The organism is Candidatus Nitrosopumilus koreensis AR1, assembly GCF_000299365.1.
GTDB lineage: Archaea > Thermoproteota > Nitrososphaeria > Nitrososphaerales > Nitrosopumilaceae > Nitrosopumilus > Nitrosopumilus koreensis.
This window is the reverse complement of record NC_018655.1, coordinates 699,882-715,646: the sequence shown is the minus strand read 5'-3', so window position 1 is coordinate 715,646 and position 15,765 is coordinate 699,882. Positions and strand designations below refer to the sequence as shown.

The 15,765-nt window shown below is 35.5% G+C and carries 22 protein-coding genes; 11 read left to right on the top strand and 11 right to left on the bottom strand.

What is annotated here, in order from left to right:
- The first annotated feature begins 53 nt into the window (after positions 1-53).
- Positions 54-476: a CBS domain-containing protein gene (locus NKOR_RS04245; RefSeq protein WP_014963132.1), complete on the top strand. Its 423-nt coding sequence runs from the start codon at positions 54-56 to the stop codon at positions 474-476.
- Here the strand turns inward: NKOR_RS04245 and purS are convergent.
- From purS to NKOR_RS09995, 3 genes are all read right to left on the bottom strand, one after another.
- The gene (purS, locus tag NKOR_RS04240) at positions 473-733 is read right to left on the bottom strand and encodes a phosphoribosylformylglycinamidine synthase subunit PurS (protein WP_014963131.1); all 261 of its coding nucleotides are present in this window, start codon (positions 731-733) and stop codon (positions 473-475) included. The genes NKOR_RS04245 and purS overlap by 4 nt on opposite strands.
- Before the next feature lie 133 nt (positions 734-866).
- Positions 867-1,121: a hypothetical protein gene (locus NKOR_RS04235; RefSeq protein ID WP_232202955.1), complete on the bottom strand. Its 255-nt coding sequence runs from the start codon at positions 1,119-1,121 to the stop codon at positions 867-869.
- Positions 1,122-1,297: 176 nt separating this feature from the next.
- Entirely contained in the window at positions 1,298-1,453 is a 156-nt protein-coding gene (locus tag NKOR_RS09995) for a hypothetical protein (protein WP_016939348.1), read from the bottom strand.
- Positions 1,454-1,568: 115 nt separating this feature from the next.
- On the opposite strand from NKOR_RS09995, the gene NKOR_RS04230 reads away from it, so the two are divergent.
- Genes NKOR_RS04230 through NKOR_RS04220 form a run of 3 tightly spaced genes read left to right on the top strand, consistent with a single transcriptional unit; the run spans position 1,569 to position 3,086 of the window.
- A complete protein-coding gene (locus NKOR_RS04230; RefSeq protein ID WP_014963129.1) occupies positions 1,569-2,033 on the top strand; it encodes a hypothetical protein in 465 nt (154 codons plus the stop codon).
- A 27-nt stretch (positions 2,034-2,060) separates the two neighbouring features.
- Positions 2,061-2,852 (top strand): twin-arginine translocase subunit TatC, encoded by a 792-nt coding sequence (tatC, locus tag NKOR_RS04225; protein ID WP_014963128.1) that lies wholly within the window; start codon positions 2,061-2,063, stop codon positions 2,850-2,852.
- Positions 2,853-2,879: 27 nt separating this feature from the next.
- Positions 2,880-3,086, top strand: coding sequence for a Sec-independent protein translocase subunit TatA/TatB (locus NKOR_RS04220; protein WP_012215156.1), 207 nt, complete (start codon positions 2,880-2,882; stop codon positions 3,084-3,086).
- Here the strand turns inward: NKOR_RS04220 and NKOR_RS04215 are convergent.
- The 3 genes from NKOR_RS04215 to NKOR_RS09990 are packed head-to-tail and all read right to left on the bottom strand — an operon-like array spanning position 3,083 to position 4,274.
- Complete coding sequence (locus NKOR_RS04215; protein ID WP_014963127.1) at positions 3,083-3,511, bottom strand: SRPBCC family protein; 429 nt, start codon at positions 3,509-3,511, stop codon at positions 3,083-3,085. The two genes, NKOR_RS04220 and NKOR_RS04215, sit on opposite strands and share 4 nt — an antisense overlap.
- 7 nt (positions 3,512-3,518) lie before the next feature.
- A complete protein-coding gene (locus tag NKOR_RS04210) occupies positions 3,519-4,076 on the bottom strand; it encodes a UbiX family flavin prenyltransferase (protein ID WP_014963126.1) in 558 nt (185 codons plus the stop codon).
- A 57-nt stretch (positions 4,077-4,133) separates the two neighbouring features.
- Entirely contained in the window at positions 4,134-4,274 is a 141-nt protein-coding gene (locus tag NKOR_RS09990; protein ID WP_187146207.1) for a hypothetical protein, read from the bottom strand.
- A gap of 97 nt (positions 4,275-4,371) precedes the next feature.
- Here NKOR_RS09990 and NKOR_RS04205 point away from each other — a divergent pair, with 97 nt between their 5' ends.
- Positions 4,372-5,463: a formate--phosphoribosylaminoimidazolecarboxamide ligase family protein gene (locus NKOR_RS04205; RefSeq protein WP_014963125.1), complete on the top strand. Its 1,092-nt coding sequence runs from the start codon at positions 4,372-4,374 to the stop codon at positions 5,461-5,463.
- 99 nt (positions 5,464-5,562) lie between these two features.
- On the opposite strand, the gene NKOR_RS04200 is transcribed toward NKOR_RS04205, so the two are convergent.
- Positions 5,563-6,399 (bottom strand): choice-of-anchor D domain-containing protein, encoded by an 837-nt coding sequence (locus tag NKOR_RS04200; RefSeq protein ID WP_014963124.1) that lies wholly within the window; start codon positions 6,397-6,399, stop codon positions 5,563-5,565.
- 469 nt (positions 6,400-6,868) lie between these two features.
- Between NKOR_RS04200 and NKOR_RS04195 the strand changes: the two genes are divergently transcribed.
- The gene (locus NKOR_RS04195; protein ID WP_014963123.1) at positions 6,869-7,129 is read left to right on the top strand and encodes a hypothetical protein; all 261 of its coding nucleotides are present in this window, start codon (positions 6,869-6,871) and stop codon (positions 7,127-7,129) included.
- On the opposite strand, the gene NKOR_RS04190 is transcribed toward NKOR_RS04195, so the two are convergent.
- Positions 7,126-7,374, bottom strand: a complete 249-nt coding sequence (locus tag NKOR_RS04190) for a hypothetical protein (protein WP_014963122.1) — start codon at positions 7,372-7,374, stop codon at positions 7,126-7,128. The two genes, NKOR_RS04195 and NKOR_RS04190, sit on opposite strands and share 4 nt — an antisense overlap.
- Positions 7,375-7,524: 150 nt before the next feature.
- On the bottom strand, positions 7,525-7,917 hold the full coding sequence (locus NKOR_RS04185) for a hypothetical protein (protein ID WP_014963121.1): 393 nt from the start codon (positions 7,915-7,917) through the stop codon (positions 7,525-7,527).
- Positions 7,918-8,020: 103 nt separating this feature from the next.
- On the opposite strand from NKOR_RS04185, the gene NKOR_RS04180 reads away from it, so the two are divergent.
- From NKOR_RS04180 to NKOR_RS04165, 4 genes are all read left to right on the top strand, one after another.
- Positions 8,021-10,651, top strand: coding sequence for a hypothetical protein (locus NKOR_RS04180; RefSeq protein WP_016939914.1), 2,631 nt, complete (start codon positions 8,021-8,023; stop codon positions 10,649-10,651).
- An 8-nt stretch (positions 10,652-10,659) separates the two neighbouring features.
- Positions 10,660-11,544: a zinc metalloprotease gene (locus NKOR_RS04175; protein WP_014963119.1), complete on the top strand. Its 885-nt coding sequence runs from the start codon at positions 10,660-10,662 to the stop codon at positions 11,542-11,544.
- A 301-nt stretch (positions 11,545-11,845) separates the two neighbouring features.
- Positions 11,846-12,847 carry a phage tail protein gene (locus tag NKOR_RS04170; protein WP_014963117.1) on the top strand — a complete coding sequence of 334 codons (1,002 nt, stop codon included), beginning with the start codon at positions 11,846-11,848 and terminating at the stop codon, positions 12,845-12,847.
- 56 nt (positions 12,848-12,903) lie between these two features.
- Complete coding sequence (locus NKOR_RS04165) at positions 12,904-13,098, top strand: hypothetical protein (protein ID WP_014963116.1); 195 nt, start codon at positions 12,904-12,906, stop codon at positions 13,096-13,098.
- Here NKOR_RS04165 and NKOR_RS04160 read toward each other — a convergent pair.
- On the bottom strand, positions 13,092-13,310 hold the full coding sequence (locus NKOR_RS04160; protein ID WP_014963115.1) for a hypothetical protein: 219 nt from the start codon (positions 13,308-13,310) through the stop codon (positions 13,092-13,094). The two genes, NKOR_RS04165 and NKOR_RS04160, sit on opposite strands and share 7 nt — an antisense overlap.
- A 40-nt stretch (positions 13,311-13,350) precedes the next feature.
- Positions 13,351-13,785: a bifunctional nuclease family protein gene (locus NKOR_RS04155; RefSeq protein ID WP_014963114.1), complete on the bottom strand. Its 435-nt coding sequence runs from the start codon at positions 13,783-13,785 to the stop codon at positions 13,351-13,353.
- A gap of 147 nt (positions 13,786-13,932) precedes the next feature.
- Between NKOR_RS04155 and NKOR_RS04150 the strand changes: the two genes are divergently transcribed.
- Entirely contained in the window at positions 13,933-15,747 is a 1,815-nt protein-coding gene (locus NKOR_RS04150) for a potassium transporter TrkG (protein WP_014963113.1), read from the top strand.
- The last annotated feature ends 18 nt before the right edge of the window (positions 15,748-15,765 follow it).

Here is a 15,765-nt window from a genome sequence, read left to right as displayed (position 1 = left end):
TTAATCTGAGTCTAGTCAGAAAAAATAATTATGGTAAAAGACATTATGATCGCATGGCTCACGTACGAGACATTATGCAAAAAAATGTCATCACCATTGAACATAACAAAACAGTGTACGATGCTGCAACCATTCTAAAAGAAAAAGAGATCAGTTTTTTGGTCATAATACAAGACGGAAAACCAGTAGGAGTTGTCTCAGAAAGAGACATTGTTCAAAAGATTGCAGCCGAGGATCTAAAGGCATCATCAGTTTTGATTGAAGACATAATGTCAAAAAAGTTCAGATGGGTTAGTCCAGACACAGTAATTGAGGATGCAGTACAAAAAATGCTAAACAATAACATCAGACGATTAATCATTTTAGAAGATGAGAAACTAGTAGGAGTCATTACTCAAACAAACTTGGCAGAATTTTTGCGCAGCAAACTCTTGATTAATGGAATGTTAGATAACATAGATTCTGAAAAAGATTAGGAATCAAAAACATCAATTGTGACTTTGCTTACCATTGGATTGTAAATGCGCAAGTCATCGCAAATTTCCTGCACTTTTGATTGAGCAGTTTTTTTGTCTTTTTCTTTGATTGTGAATTTTAGCATCTTTGCAGTTTTGATTTTAGATACAGTTTTGTGAGTTCCTTTTAGCACCAAATCATTTAGGATTGTGTCACCTTCAGGATCATTGATTCCAGGCTTGTTTTCAATAGTTACATGGACATCAAATGTGCTCAACAATCTGCAGATTTGAATCGCGGTTAATCTATCTTCCGAATAATTTTGTGTTTTTATACTTATTTTGAAAACAAGTAGCAAGTTTCCGATTCTGAGGACTTGTGTTGTACAGAATTACCCAGCCCAGAATCGGTTACTCTGAGTTCATTTTATTTTTTACAAATTCAGTGTATTTTCTATAAAGACCAGAATGATAATGAGGATTTTTTGTGATGAGTTGTTTATTTATCAAGTCTTCTTTTGAATGAAACATTTCCTTTTCAATAATTCCCTTATTATCAAGAGTCACACATAGATCCTGCCATGCAAATACTTCAGAAGGGTTTCTGTTTGCTGTAGCACAATACACATACAACAACCGTAGTTTGTTGTATTCATCTTGAGTCATGTTTTTCCCCAAAATGTAATTTCTTTTCAAAGACTGAAAATAGACCAATCCATTAGCAGTCAATACATAATCAAAAAGTTTGGGGTAGTCATCAACTTCTATAGGATAAAGAGGATTATGAGATCTCACACATAGTCAAAGTCAGATACAGTAAATGAACAATTGTATTGTTGCAGTTATGCTTTGAATTTTTTTAGTCCTTCACTTAGAACTAAATTCAAAACGTGTGAGAAGCTTACTGATTTTGTTGATGACCTGATCATCTTTGCTTGAATATTTCGAAGTTTTTCAGCATTTTCAGTGTTCAGTACAATGGTAATTCGGTCTCCCAATAATCACAATATCCATTTTTAATATAAAAAGAGACATCGAATTTCCCACAAACAGGCATTAGTCACAATCAAGGCAATATTGGAATTTATATCAGAATGTTTTGAACATATCAACATGCCAAGATCAAGATACTGGAAAATTACATCTGATGAGATGGAAGGATTCAGCTATAAAGAAGAGAATTTGCTAAATTGGGAGATAAAATGCATCAGAGAACCAGAAGATGAAGCACATTTTATCGGAGTTTTCATGTATCGAAATGGTACAGCATATGATTATGAGTCAGTAAAAGGAATCTGTTATTATCATAACAACATAGACAGAAAAGAACTTCCAGAAATTACCAGTTTTCTGCAAGGAAAATTTGGTGGAAAAGAGATGGAAAAAGGAGAAAGAATCTTCCTAAAAGGTTCTCAAGAAATCTACTCTAGCAAGGACATTGCAAGGTTGGCAAAAGAGATGGAATCAAAATTCAACACAAAGGCCATAATTTCCTTAGAATTTGAGGGCATCTCAATAGAGCAGTTAAAAGAAGACGGATTGCCGGATGCAAAACTATTGCCAATTCCCGGCAAATAGATATAGCTAAAAACACAAAGAGATTAGATGTCAGAGCTAGATGGTATCAATCAGCATTTTGAGGAATTAAGAAAGAGAATACTGCGGATTGTACTGGTAATTGGAATAATTACAGCATTTATCCTGTCATTTCATGCCGAACCAATACAGGTTGGTCAAACCACACTATACTATCCAACACCTGAACCGCTAAACAACATTGCAGCACAAATTACCAACCACATGAAAATAAATCTCGTTCCAGAAGATGTGCAGCTGATTCAGACAGCTCCTGGTCAAGCGTTCTTTGCACAAGTCTACATTGCAGCACTTGTCGGAATTGTAGTCGGCATGCCAGTCATAATCAAAGAGATGGTTGGATTTATCAAACCAGCTCTAAAAGAAAACGAGATTAATGTTAGCAGAAGCATTACAATTCCAGCTCTTGGGTTGTTTATCACAGGATGTGTTTTTTCATACAATTTAGTAATCCCGTACATCTTAGAATTCTTGTACAGATACGGTGAATCTGCAGGACTAGTAACATTTCTTAATGTAATTGAATTTGTCACGTTTGTATTACAATTTTTGTTGGCATTTGGATTTTCATTTCAGCTTCCTCTAGTTATGTATGCCATTTCTGCATCGGGAATGGTTGATTCTGATTTTTGGCGCAAAAATATCAGATACGCAATTGTAGCAATTGTGATCTTCGGGGCAGTCATCACTCCGGACGGAAGCGGTGTCACCATGTGGTTTATTGCAGCACCCATGATAGCATTGTATGTTGCAGGCATGGTACTAATCGAGCGTAAAGAACGCAAAAAGTTGAACACTTAAATCCGAATTTAGATAAAGAGACTCAGAATGTTTGGTATGAATTTAGCCAATTTCATTGCAGGTCAAGAATGGATATTCATCATTGTCATTGCAGTTGTACTGATCTTTGGTGCCAAAAAAATTCCAGAACTTGCAAAGACTTTTGGAAAAGCCAAAGGTGAGTTTGAGAAAGGCAAGATTGAAGGCGAAAAAGAGCTAAAAGACTTTAAAGACAAAGAAGCAAAATCAGACTAGTTTTCAGCAATTTTTATAAAATTATCTACAATTTCTTCGTAATTCTGATGATACTTGTTTTTAGAAAATAATCCTCCTAATTTCATTTTTCCTTTTAATTTCAAATCAACATCAACTAGGATTTTTGTTCCTTGAGAAACTTCTAAAAACTGTTCACGAATGTGAGAGCCCTTTGCATCACCGCCAATAACATAAACATCATGCAATACTGGCTCATCAGTAACATGCTTTGCCATAATCACAAATTCATCATCACCCAAATTCAAATGCTCTTCAACTACTGCAACATTATCTCTGACTGAGCGAATCCTAACAGAAGGGAAAAACATTGGAGATGTTTTTTGATAGTTTTCATAATCTGAAAATATGTCATAGATTTTTTTTCTATCAGCAGTGCTAATTTTTTCAAAGGAAAACTGTGGCAATTGTAATTTAGAGAGTACCCCATCGAGGGTATAAATTGTGTTCTATGTCAAACTGGTCCAGACATTTTCCTACACCATGATTTACAATATCATCAATGGATTTGGGCTTGGTATAAAATTCAGTTACGGGAGGCAAAATAACAATTCCCAATCTTGAGAGTTTTAGCATGTTTTCTAGATGAATTGCAGACAATGGAGTTTCACGTACCATTAGAATCAGTTTCCTAGATTCCTTTATTGTAACTCCTGCAGCTCTTGCGACAAGTGTGTCATCATATCCATTTGCAATTGCAGCCAATGTTTTCATGCTACATGGAGCAATAATCATCCCATCAACTTTGTGAGTTCCACTGGAAATACTAGAGGCCATATTTTTTTCATCAGAGACATTTGTTGCAAGTGACTTTACATAATCAGATGTAAATTCAGTTTCCATTGGAATGCATTTTTCTCCCCATTCAGACATGATCAAATGAGTTTCAATGTTTAATTTCTTGAGAGTCTCAAGCATTCGAATGCCATAGATTACTCCGGTACTGCCAGTAATTCCAATTATTAGTTTCAATGAATATGATTAGAAGCCAGAGTATTTTATGTATTAGATAGAAAAATTACCTTAACACTAGATATGAGGCTCGCTATTATCGGATGCCTCCAATTCTTTTCTCTCCTTTCTTCGTTTAAGCCAGAGTGTGATTCCGCCAACAGCCATTGCAGTTAATAGTATTACACCTGCCATCTGCAATTCAAAACTATACAGCACAACTAGAAAGAAACACCAATTCACAAAAATCTTGTGATTTTATACGATCCTAAAAAATGAAAATTAGCTATATTAGATCCTAATTTCAAGGCATATTGTGATTAATAGCTCGGAGATCAAGAAAATTGTTAATGAATACTCAGATGTAAAAATAGGAGTACTTGGAAGTCACTCAGCTCTTGAGATTATGGATGGAGCAAAGGATGAAGACTTTCAGACAAGAGTTTTTTGCCAAAAAGGCAGAGAAGGACCTTACCAAAGATTTGGCAGAATTGCAGATGAGATTACCGTTTTAAACAAATTCAAAGACATGACATCAGCCAAGATTCAAAAGGAATTAAGAGAGTCAAACACAATAATTGTTCCACACCGCTCCCTTACAGTTTATCTTGGATACAAGACAATTGAAAACTCTTTTAGAGTTCCAATCTTTGGAAACAGAAAGCTATTCCAGGCAGAAGAGAGAACTGCCAAAAAAGGACAGTACTATCTTTTAGAAAAGGCCAGAATAAAATATCCTAAATTATTCAAAGACCCAAAGAGAATCAACAAGCCATGTATTGTCAAAGTGCAAGAAAAGAACAGACCATTAGAAAGGGCATTTTTTACAGTATCATCATACAAGGATTATGTCAAAAAATCCGAAGAGAAGATAAAACAAGGAGTAATTGCAAGAAAGGACCTAGAAAAGGCAAGCATTGAAGAGTTGGCAATTGGGACATACATGAATTTTAATTTCTTTCACACTCCAATTTCAGACCAAGTTGATTTTATTGGAATTGAGCGAAGACTACAGACAAACATTCATGACTATAATGCACTTCCAGCACAACAGCAACTAGACATTGATGTGGATTTGCAAAATATCGAGGTAGGACACACACCTGCAAGCATCAGAGAGTCGCTATTAGAAAAGGTGTTTAAGATGGGAGACAAGTTTGTCAATGCAGTAAAAAAAGAATATGCCCCAGGAATAATTGGGCCATTTTCACTGCAAAGCGTAATTACAAAAGATTTGGAGTTGATTGTCTATGACGTGTCATTGCGAGTTCCAGGAAACCCAATCGTTGCAACTACTAGTCCGTACACAAAATACCAGTACGGAAAAACATTTGGCGTTGGAAGAAGAATTGCAATGGAGATAAAACGTGCACAGGAAGAAGACAGACTAGATGAAATCGTCACATAAGAGATTTTAGATAAAATTCAAAAAATTAAAAATCTAATCACAATATTGTTTCTGCATACCATGAACGATTCTGTTATGTCTAAAGCATGAATTAATTATCTAAGGTTTCTTTCCTATAGGGCCAGGCGATGCATTCTCATTGGCGTTGTTATTATTCCACGGCATACCATCTTCCAAATCAGCAATAATTTGTAATGCATCTTCTAGTTGAGCAGTAAGATCTGCAATAGTTTGTTCTAGAGCATCAATAATACCATTAAGAGTAGTTATTTCTTGATTTTTTTCCTCTAGAGTGTCTTCTAAGTTACTTACTTGTTGAGTTAATGCAGGATCCACCACACACTCATTTCCTTGTTGAATTGTTCCACCACCACAACTTAGAGGAACGACTTCTATATCACACCCATCAGGTATTCCATCACTATCCGTATCTACAGTGTCATCAAATCCTTCGCAGACATCGTCAACATCAGGTACCCCATCACCGTCCGAATCAACTGCATTATCAGAAATTCCAGTTCCAAACAAATCAATTAGTATGACAGAGGTTTCATGATCGTCTGAAAGGATTGCTACAGATGAGTGCTTTGCACCATCTGAAATTGGTGTAAAGATCAAGCCCACAACGCAGGATTCTCCTGGAAGTAAACTTGCTCCACAGGAATTTGAGGCAATAGTAAAGTTAGTCGCATCATCAAGTGAAATAGAAAAATTAAGAGTTACGGTTTCTGGTCCATTAAGATTAGCAATTGAAAAAAAAGATTCAGAACTTGATTCCCCAACTACTACGTCACCAAAATCAATTTCAGTATGAGATACTATAATGTCTGGTTTTTCTATTGCATATGCAGGGTAAATGAATCCAACAGATAAAATGAAAAAGCCAAACAATAACGGCAAAACTATTTTTTTATCCATATCTAATAATTGATGCATAATGGTTCGTCATATCAAAAATATTTCAACGCGTATTTAAGAATGAATGAACTGAACTTTTAGAAATGAAAAAGGCGCAACCCCCTAACTGCAGAACTTTGAGAGATTCCCTCTCATGGTCAGGTCGTCAAAACGCCTGAGTGCCTTTATTGTTCTGCGGGGCTACGCGGTTTATTCGTTAGATTTTATAACTAACGACATCAATCACTATAGGAAATTTTAGTATTTAATATTTAGCATGAAATTTTACAATAATGATCCAATATTATTATAAATTTTTGATACATCTAAATGAAAAAACATATTTTCAAAAAAATACTACAGATATTGTTAATTGGTTAGATTGGAAATACATTGAATACCATTCATTCTAATTTTGGGCGATTAAACGGTTTGACGCTCAAAACAGAATTGCTGATGCCAATTAACAATACAAACTCTTTTTTGATCAGCCCAAAAACAGTACAACATGGGCAAGACCATCTTTGTAAAAGAGATAATCACCATTGCAAAAGAGCCCAAACTGTGCCCAACATGCCAAAAAGAAGACAGATTGGAAAAAGACATCATCAGAGAGGAGAGGTCTGATGGAAGAACCATTCTTTGCACTCGCTGTGAGGCATTAATCATAGTAACAAATCTCAATCTCAAACAAGTAGAACTGTCATCCCGAAAAGACGATACAATTATGCTAAAAGAGCCCCACCTGATTAGAAAAGTAACATACTAGCCGTCTGGTTTTGAGAGCAAGTCTTCAATTACATAGTGTCGGACATTTGCAACCTCCCAGTCCCGTAGATTTGCAAGTTTGCACTCTTCTTTGATTACCAATCCTGCCAATCCGATACTCCACATGTGGCGTTTTGGGTCGTAAACCTGAATAATTTTTCCTTTCTTTTTTATTTTGATTGCACCATGGCATCGCTCAATTACCTGCGATGCAACTCTTTTGTAGAGTTTTTCAAAATTTGCCATGTTTAAGAAACAAGTCCTTGTATCAAAAAGGTTCTGATACGTCAATGATAATATACTATACAAGACAACATAGTTTGCTGATGATTAACCGACAACTAAGCTATCACTGAGAGATGATGAGTTTGCCGAATTATGAAGCAGAATTTTAAATCAAGAAAATCTTTCATTGACATTTACAGTCATTGAAAGTGGAGGAGACAGTGCTTCGGGATTATCGATGCTTTCCCAAACAAAAACCTGTATGTGATATGTTCCAGTAGAAGCAGGAACCCATGATTGTGCAGGAGAAAATGATTGTCTTGGAGATAGTGAACCAGTTAACCAAGACAATGAAATGACAATGTCTTGATCATTTTTTACTTGTGTAATGTATGCAAAGTTTTGAGGTACGTCTTGGTTATTTGAAATGTCAGCCACAATCATTATTTGTTCATCAACATAGTGTGTTTTTTCTCCAGATGGAATTTCTGTTGAAACTGGTTCAGCATATGCCATACTAGCACCAAATGCAACCACAAATGCAAGAAATATTGCAATCCTCATAACGAGTATTAGTAAGATGGATATTTAATTTAGACACTTTAACTAAAAATTAATGCAATAATTTAGATCAGATTTAATTATTCATCATACTTGAAAAAAATACTTGAGAATTTCATACTTTGTTATTTCAGCTTTGATGTTTGTTTTGCTAATCCAAGTTATTGACGCAGATGCAATATTCACTCCAGTAATCCCAATTTACTCAATAAATGAAGCGCCAACAATTAATGATTTTAAAAAATTTAGCCAAAGTGATCTTGTAGGAGATTTTAATCCGTATTCTTTGGTTAGAGACAACGGAGAAAGAATTGACAGTTATTATTTTTATGACAAATCAAAAAGCCCAAGATTACTTATCTATATTGAAGATAGTACAGATGAACGATTAGAATACTACCGTCCGTTTAATTCAGATTACTTTCTAATGTCATTTGAAGCAGAAAAAAATAAAGCATATTTCATTTATGCTGAAAGAAATGGGAATTCATGTGTTTTCCCATTTGAGAAATTTTCAGAATTTTGGGCAGGAGCATATTCTGGATGTGATGGGGGAGCGGTAGAAGTTAAACAAACTGAAAACGGATTTGGATTATATGTCAAATTTTTTGTTGACATACCAAAACCTACGGTAGATAATGGATATGTGGTTTTTTTCGACTATGTTGACATTACAGAAAGTGATGAAGATGGAAAATTGGTAAAAAGTGAATTCTATTACTTTCCAGATGTGTGGTCCAGAGGTAAAATTATTCCCATTACAAATGTTGAAACCCAACCAATCAAAGTTAATTCTGGAAAAATTGTAGTCGATGATTTTCTTTTCAAACCTTTTGATGTATTAACAGAGAATTTGCAGAGAAATCCGTTTTCATGTGCCGATAATACGGTGTCTGTAAGCACAAAACAACAACTCTATTCCCTAAATGATGTTGTATCAGTAGACGTTTCCATAAAAACAGATACTGACGGAGAACGTCTAAAACTTGTCATTTACGATGTTGATTCAAACATCGTTGAAGAAAAATTTACTACTGCGCCTAGCAGTGGAGAAATGTCTTTTCTATTGGATTTGAATAGGGTTGAGCAATTACAAAAATCACCCAAGAATATATTCAAAGCAGAAGTTGAGTTTGGAGTTGATGGCCCTAAAGATTTTACATATTTTGCCATAGGTGAAAACATTTCACTGCCAAAAAAAACTGATGAATGTTATTTCTATTTGACATATGACAAATCCTCAAAATCTGCTGCTTTTTTGATAGAAGTTAATGATCCATCTAATTCAGGTTATGATCAAGTTCAAATTTTTGTTGACAGACAAGGAGATTCAATAGATAAATTAGATCAAAATGATATTTCATATGCCATTGGCACATCAAATATCGGTGCACGAGAGTATACAACTAGTGGGGGATGGAAAACAAATGAAAAACATTATGGAGATGGAAGGATTGTTCAGAGAAGTGATGGGTACAAGGCATTTCTCTACATCGATAATGTCTCTGAAAACTTTAGATTTGCAATAGAGCAGATTGACAATACTGGTTTTGATCTCAAGTCAATAAGAATTCCAAATAACGGATTTTCAACAACCCCTGATTTTTGGGCAGATACTGAAATGTTTGGGGATACACCATTGACTCTAAAAGCAGACAAATATCAGCCTGACGAACTTGTTGTAACTCAGTCATTAGATATCAATTTGATTCTAGTTGGAGATGAATGGCCATCTGAACTAAAACAAATGATTGAAAAGAATCTCAATAAAAAATACTCTCCATTTATCCATTCTGAATTAAATCGTGCAGGAATTACATACAATTACAACTTTAATTTTATATCCGTATCAGAATCAGAATCAAATTCTTTGTTTAATTATATAAAATCAGAATCAAAACCTTGGAAAAATACATTCTATGGAGAGTCGGATTTTGACAATCCATGGGGATTTGGTCCCTGGATTCAGGCGAACCATACAGAATGGATAAAACATGATGTCTATACTGTAGACTTTAAGATAATGGATGCTGAAAAAATGGAATCATACATACACAAAAACATCATATCTCCTAACAGCCAGTTCTCTGATCCTTCATCAGCAAACTTAGTATTCCTTTCAGGAGACATGGACGATATTGATTTCTTACACACTTATGGTTTGAACAGAAAGGATACATCAACTAACAGATATCATGATGCAGTTGGAATGATGGGATTTGGTGGCAAACATAATTTTTACTTCTTTGATTTGTATTCTGTTCCATGGCATCCAACTCAAGGTTTCTTTGATAATGATTTTGAAGATGATTTCGGTTATGATAAAAAATGGCAAAATGATATGATAAATCTACATGACATACACACTACACAAAGACATGCACAATTAATTTCAGATTATGTCAACAATTCTACTGCAATGATAATTACACCATCATATCTTTATGAGCCAACATACAAATCAGATTACATTGTAGATATCTTACTCATAGCAGATGGAGGTCTAGTAGATATCCCTGCATTAACATCGGAATATTTTGATGAAATCAAAATCAAAGAACAGTTAGAAGAATTGGCACCTTATTCAAACTGGTCAGTTAATCTCTCTGTTTACGATGTTAATGATAAAGAATTATCAAAATCAGTTCAAGAAGTTATCAAATCAAAAACCGTAGTTCCAATCTTTAAGGATTTTCCAGAATTGGGTACTGTTTCTATTATTGATGATGAAAACTAAAAAAAGCATTGTCAGAATGGGCAACAACTAAGAGCAGTAGTAAGTTTAAGGATTTCAAGGATGTTCAAGAGTCAAAATGGACTATTCCTGTAGTGGTAGTAGTCGCATCATCAAATGATAATCTGTACGTTGGAGAATATGGAGGGTTAGGAATAGCACCAGCTCATCCTGATGATCCTAGACAACCCTGTTGTGCCCTCGGGGTAACTACCGATTATAACGTATTTGAAAAAAAATCAAGTGTTACAGATCTTGTATTGCATGAAGTTGGTCACACGTTAAGCTTTATGCATCCATTTATGGGATATGATAATTCTGGTGAATTCAAAACTTTTGATTATTTCAAAAAATGGTATTGGGGAGTTATGGGATATAATCAACCAATTCAAGGATGTGGTGCATGGTATGATTATCTTGTAGAATATGAAGATGTTCGAGGATGTGGCATTGCAGACACATTTTTCACACAATTTGATAAAGATAATTACTCTAGAGGGGTTGCATTGTATCTAATCAAAACGGCAAAGATCAATGTCTATAATTCAATGATCATGATGGAAAAAGACGGCAAAGACATTAACAACTTACCAATATCAACAAAAAATTCACTAACAAAAATAGAATCACTAGTTAATCAAGCAAAATCAAAACTTAGTGATAATGAATTATACTCCGATAATGGTGCAATTCAAACTGCATTAGAGGCTGCAATCATCTCAAGCAAATTAACACAAAAGGAAAATGTGTCATATGTTGAAGTAGAAAATTCATCAATTAAATTAGAAATCCCTGAATGGGTTAAAAATAATGCAAGGTGGTGGGGAAACGATGCAATTTCTCAAACTGAATTTCTCAAAACTATAGAATATTTGATAAAACAAAAATTCTACTAATTCCTGATTTAGCATCATCACAAACTGAGTCATCCACAACGATGGTACCTGAATGGGTTAAAAATAATGCAAGGTGGTGGGCCTCGGGAGAAATTGATGATGAAGCATTTGTATCAGGAATTCAATTTTTGATTAAACAAGGAATCATTAATGTAAATTAGATTCCATCCACTTTTCTAAATTCTGCAACTGCCTAGATAATTTATCCACAGTTCCTCTCAATTCAAATGAAATTTTTAGGAATTTGTAACATTGTTTGCACAACATCTAGCTTAATTAACATCCTAACATCATATCGGCAATGACAGATAAGACAATTATTGCAGGACTTGTGGCATTTGCATTTGTTGCAGGTTCTATGATGATCGGAACAATGGCATACGCTGCAAATGGTGCTGAGAAAGGGCAACCATTCCAAGAACTTGAAACACAGATACAAGATTTAGAACAACGACTAGATGATGTAGAACCAGATCCTAGAGGAGACAGTTTCTTTGATGTGTTCTATGAAATCTATGAAGCTCCAGACAGTTTCTTTGATATTTTCGTTGATCCTGGAACTGGAGAACACGTAGTAGATTCATTCTTTGATGTGTTTACAGAAATCTCAGTTCATGATGCAGACATTGACTCAGTTCAGACAGAGATAGTAGCATTACAAAATTCTGAAAGACTGACAGTTAGCAATATCGGTTCATCTGGTGAAGATGGTGTTTCTCAAATACCATTACCAAAGGGAAGTCTTCAGAGCCAAATTGATACAATAGAAACTGAAATTGTTTCTCTAGACCTTCGAGATGCTGAACAACAATCTCAGATAGACTCATTCTTTGATGTGTTTACAGAAGTTTCAGTTCATGATGCAGATATTTCAAGAATTGATACTGAGATTCTATCTATGGATCTTCGAGGAAGTTCTTGTGGCGTAGGTGATGTTGTAACTGGAATTGCATCAGATGGTACTCTAATTTGTGCAACAAATGAGACAAACCCTCAACTAGGTAGCTCACGAGATATTGGAGGAAGTCCCGGAACTACTTCTGTAGAATGTCTTCTTGGCGAAGTAAAACTATTTGCTGGAACATTTGCTCCACGTGGATTCATGGGTGCTGAAGGACAATTACTTCCAATTGCTGAGAACGCTGCATTGTTTAGCATCTTTGGAACAACATATGGCGGTGATGGTAGAACAACATTTGCATTACCAGACCTCAGAGCTGTTGAACCAAATGGTGCAGGTAGCGGTCCTGACGATGTCTCATACATTGTATGCACATCAGGCATATTCCCATCTAGAAGCTGAGATTAACTCTCAATTCTTTTTTATTTACTAAATTTAATCTCATTTTGAACTAGACAATGGGTAAACTTCCAGAAAAATTTCCAGAATATTCTATAATGTACAAGACAATATCAAACCAGATAAAATCGCTAGAAAAGCAAAAGGAAAATTCATCTGAAAATATAGAGATAAATTTGAAAATTCAAAAGTATCAAAAAGAACTAGACAAAATCAGGAAGATGTTTCCAGATAATTTTTTTGATGATTATTGATGACTGTGATCATGTCCGCAATCGCATTGATGATCATCGCCTTTTGCAGCCATTAGTTTTTGAACCATTTCATCTCGGATTTTTAGCAAATCTCCCACTTGTTGTTTGTGAGAGTCTGAATCCCAATTTCCTTGATGGAGTTCTCGTACTACATCAATAATTTCAAGATCCACATTTAGCAGATTATCCATCAGTTGTTCTTGTTCATTCATAATAAATCACAACCCCACTAGAACAAAAACCGTTCTAATTTCAGGTCTCAGCTTCCATGCTCTCTTTTAGCAGATTCTTTCTGACTAGAATTGGAATGTTGTAATATGCAGCAAGTGCCATGGCATCCGATGCACGATAGTTTCTCAAGACAAGGTCTTTTTTGCCAGTAAAGTACAGATTTGCTCTGAGAACCTCACCGCTTTCATATATTTTGACTTTGACTAGAACCAGTTCGTTTTCCTCACAGATGTCTTCAATCATTTTGTAAATCGAAGGTGCAGCTTCGCCTCCTTTATCATCGCCAAAGCTTGAGATGTGTTTTGCAACCTCGCCAGAAAAGGCCCTCATATGGAACTCTTTTCCGTCATCTGCTTTTAGAACAACCATGCCTTCAACGGCATAAGGATCAACGAATCCGACATAATCAATTTTTACAGAGTCATAGTCAGGCTCTGGTTCTTGATTGATATCCATTTACGCATAAACTCCACTCCCAGTGCTTATAAAGATAGCAAATTTTTGAGATCAAAATAGCAATTCAAGATAGGTAAATTATTTTTAGACGATCAATATTATAGCGTAACCCCAAATTATTTAAAATCCCTAACTAAGGGTAGCTTAATGTCATCTAATCCAGAACGTGCAGTCTCATATGTTCTAAGCAAGTACGTTACAGAATACATGGACAAGGATGTTCTTATTCTAAGTCAGAACACACTCACAAGAGAAGCAGCTAGAATGCTACGACATTATGAAACAGATGACATTATTGTTACAGACGAAGACAGAATGCCAGTAGGAATTGTTACAGACGAAGACATTCTAAGCAAAGTTAGCGACACTACAGTCTATGCTGAAGCTACAAAACTAAAAGACATAATGAGCACACCACTTATCACAATTAACGAAAAATCCACATTACAAGATGCATTACACAAGATGAGAGATAACGGCATCAGGAAATTACCAGTTTTATCAAAAAAGAACGAAGTCATTGGAATGATCTTCCAAGCAACAATTGCAAATGTGATCAGAGATGCAACTGCTTCTGAACCACGTGTATTGAGTCCACCAGTAAAAGCAGTGCTCGGAAATCTTGGATTTGTTTTACAGTTTGCAGGAGTGTTGTTGCTGGTGCCGGCAATTGTTGCAACAATTTTAGAGGATACCACAACAGCTACAGGAATTTACCTTACAACCGTGTTATTGTTAGTTACAGGCTTTTTTTTGAATTCATATGGTGAAAAATCTAGTCTGAACCTCCAACAGGCATCAATACTGGTATTCTCAAGCCTGTTTTTGCTGTCGCTGTTTGGAACAGTACCGTATCTGTATGTCTTGCCCAGTGAAGAATCAAGTGTCGAAGTGTTTGGAAATGCATTTTTTTCAAGTGCTGCAGGTTTTACTACAGGAGGAATATCATTATTCCAGGAACCTGAAGAACTCTCTCAGAGCTTTACATTCTATCGTAGTTATACGCAACTTGTAGGGGGAATGAGTTTCATCTACCTGGTAATTACGGCATTTTATCCAGAATCAAAACTGCAATCCATGAGAGGTTTTATTTCAGGCAGAACACTTCACATGAAAGAGCTCTTCTCAACTATTACAGTAATCTTTGCAGTGTATATCATAATAGTTGCAATGTTGCTGTATTCCTTTGGACAAGATAATCTGCTTGATGACTTTTCGTTAGCTATGAGTACTCTTGCAACAGGAGGATTTGTACCGTCATCTACAATCATTGAGAATCTAGGTTGGCAAGAACAAGTCATCTTGATAGGTGCGATGATTCTTGGCGCATTGCCATTTACATTCCACTATGCATTTGTCAGAAAAAAATTCCTTGCACCAAAATTAGGAAAAGAGGTTCTCACTTATTTTGCAATATTAGGCAGTGCAACTATTTTGTTTATTGGAATAAGTGGGCTTGAGCCATTAGAAAGTGCGTTTTATTCTGTATCAGCTAGCACCACTGCAGGACTGCAACTAGAAAGCTTGGCAGAACTAAATGGAATTGGACAGATGATTCTGATAATTTTGATGTTTATTGGTGGTTGTGGATTTTCAACTGCAGGAGGTCTGAAGATTTTTAGATTGTTCCATCTAAAAAATTGCAGATCATTATTTAGCAGCATCAAAAGAAAAGAGCTTTCAACTCAAGCAAAAAAAGAGATTACATCAACATTAATCATTTTAGCCTTGTTTCCAATAATATCTGCAGTTACGGGACTGCATCTTGCAGGAACAGAGAACGTGCCTTTTGAAGATGCATTCTTTGAGGCAGCAGGGGTAATTACCACAGGAGGACTGTCTGCAGGAGTAATTGACTTTGATACGGATCCTGCAACAAAGATTGTCCTGGGATTTTTGATGATATTTGGAAGGCTGGAAATAATTGCAATCATATACATTTTCGTGCCCAGACTCAGCTAAGATAGGAATTAATTTCAT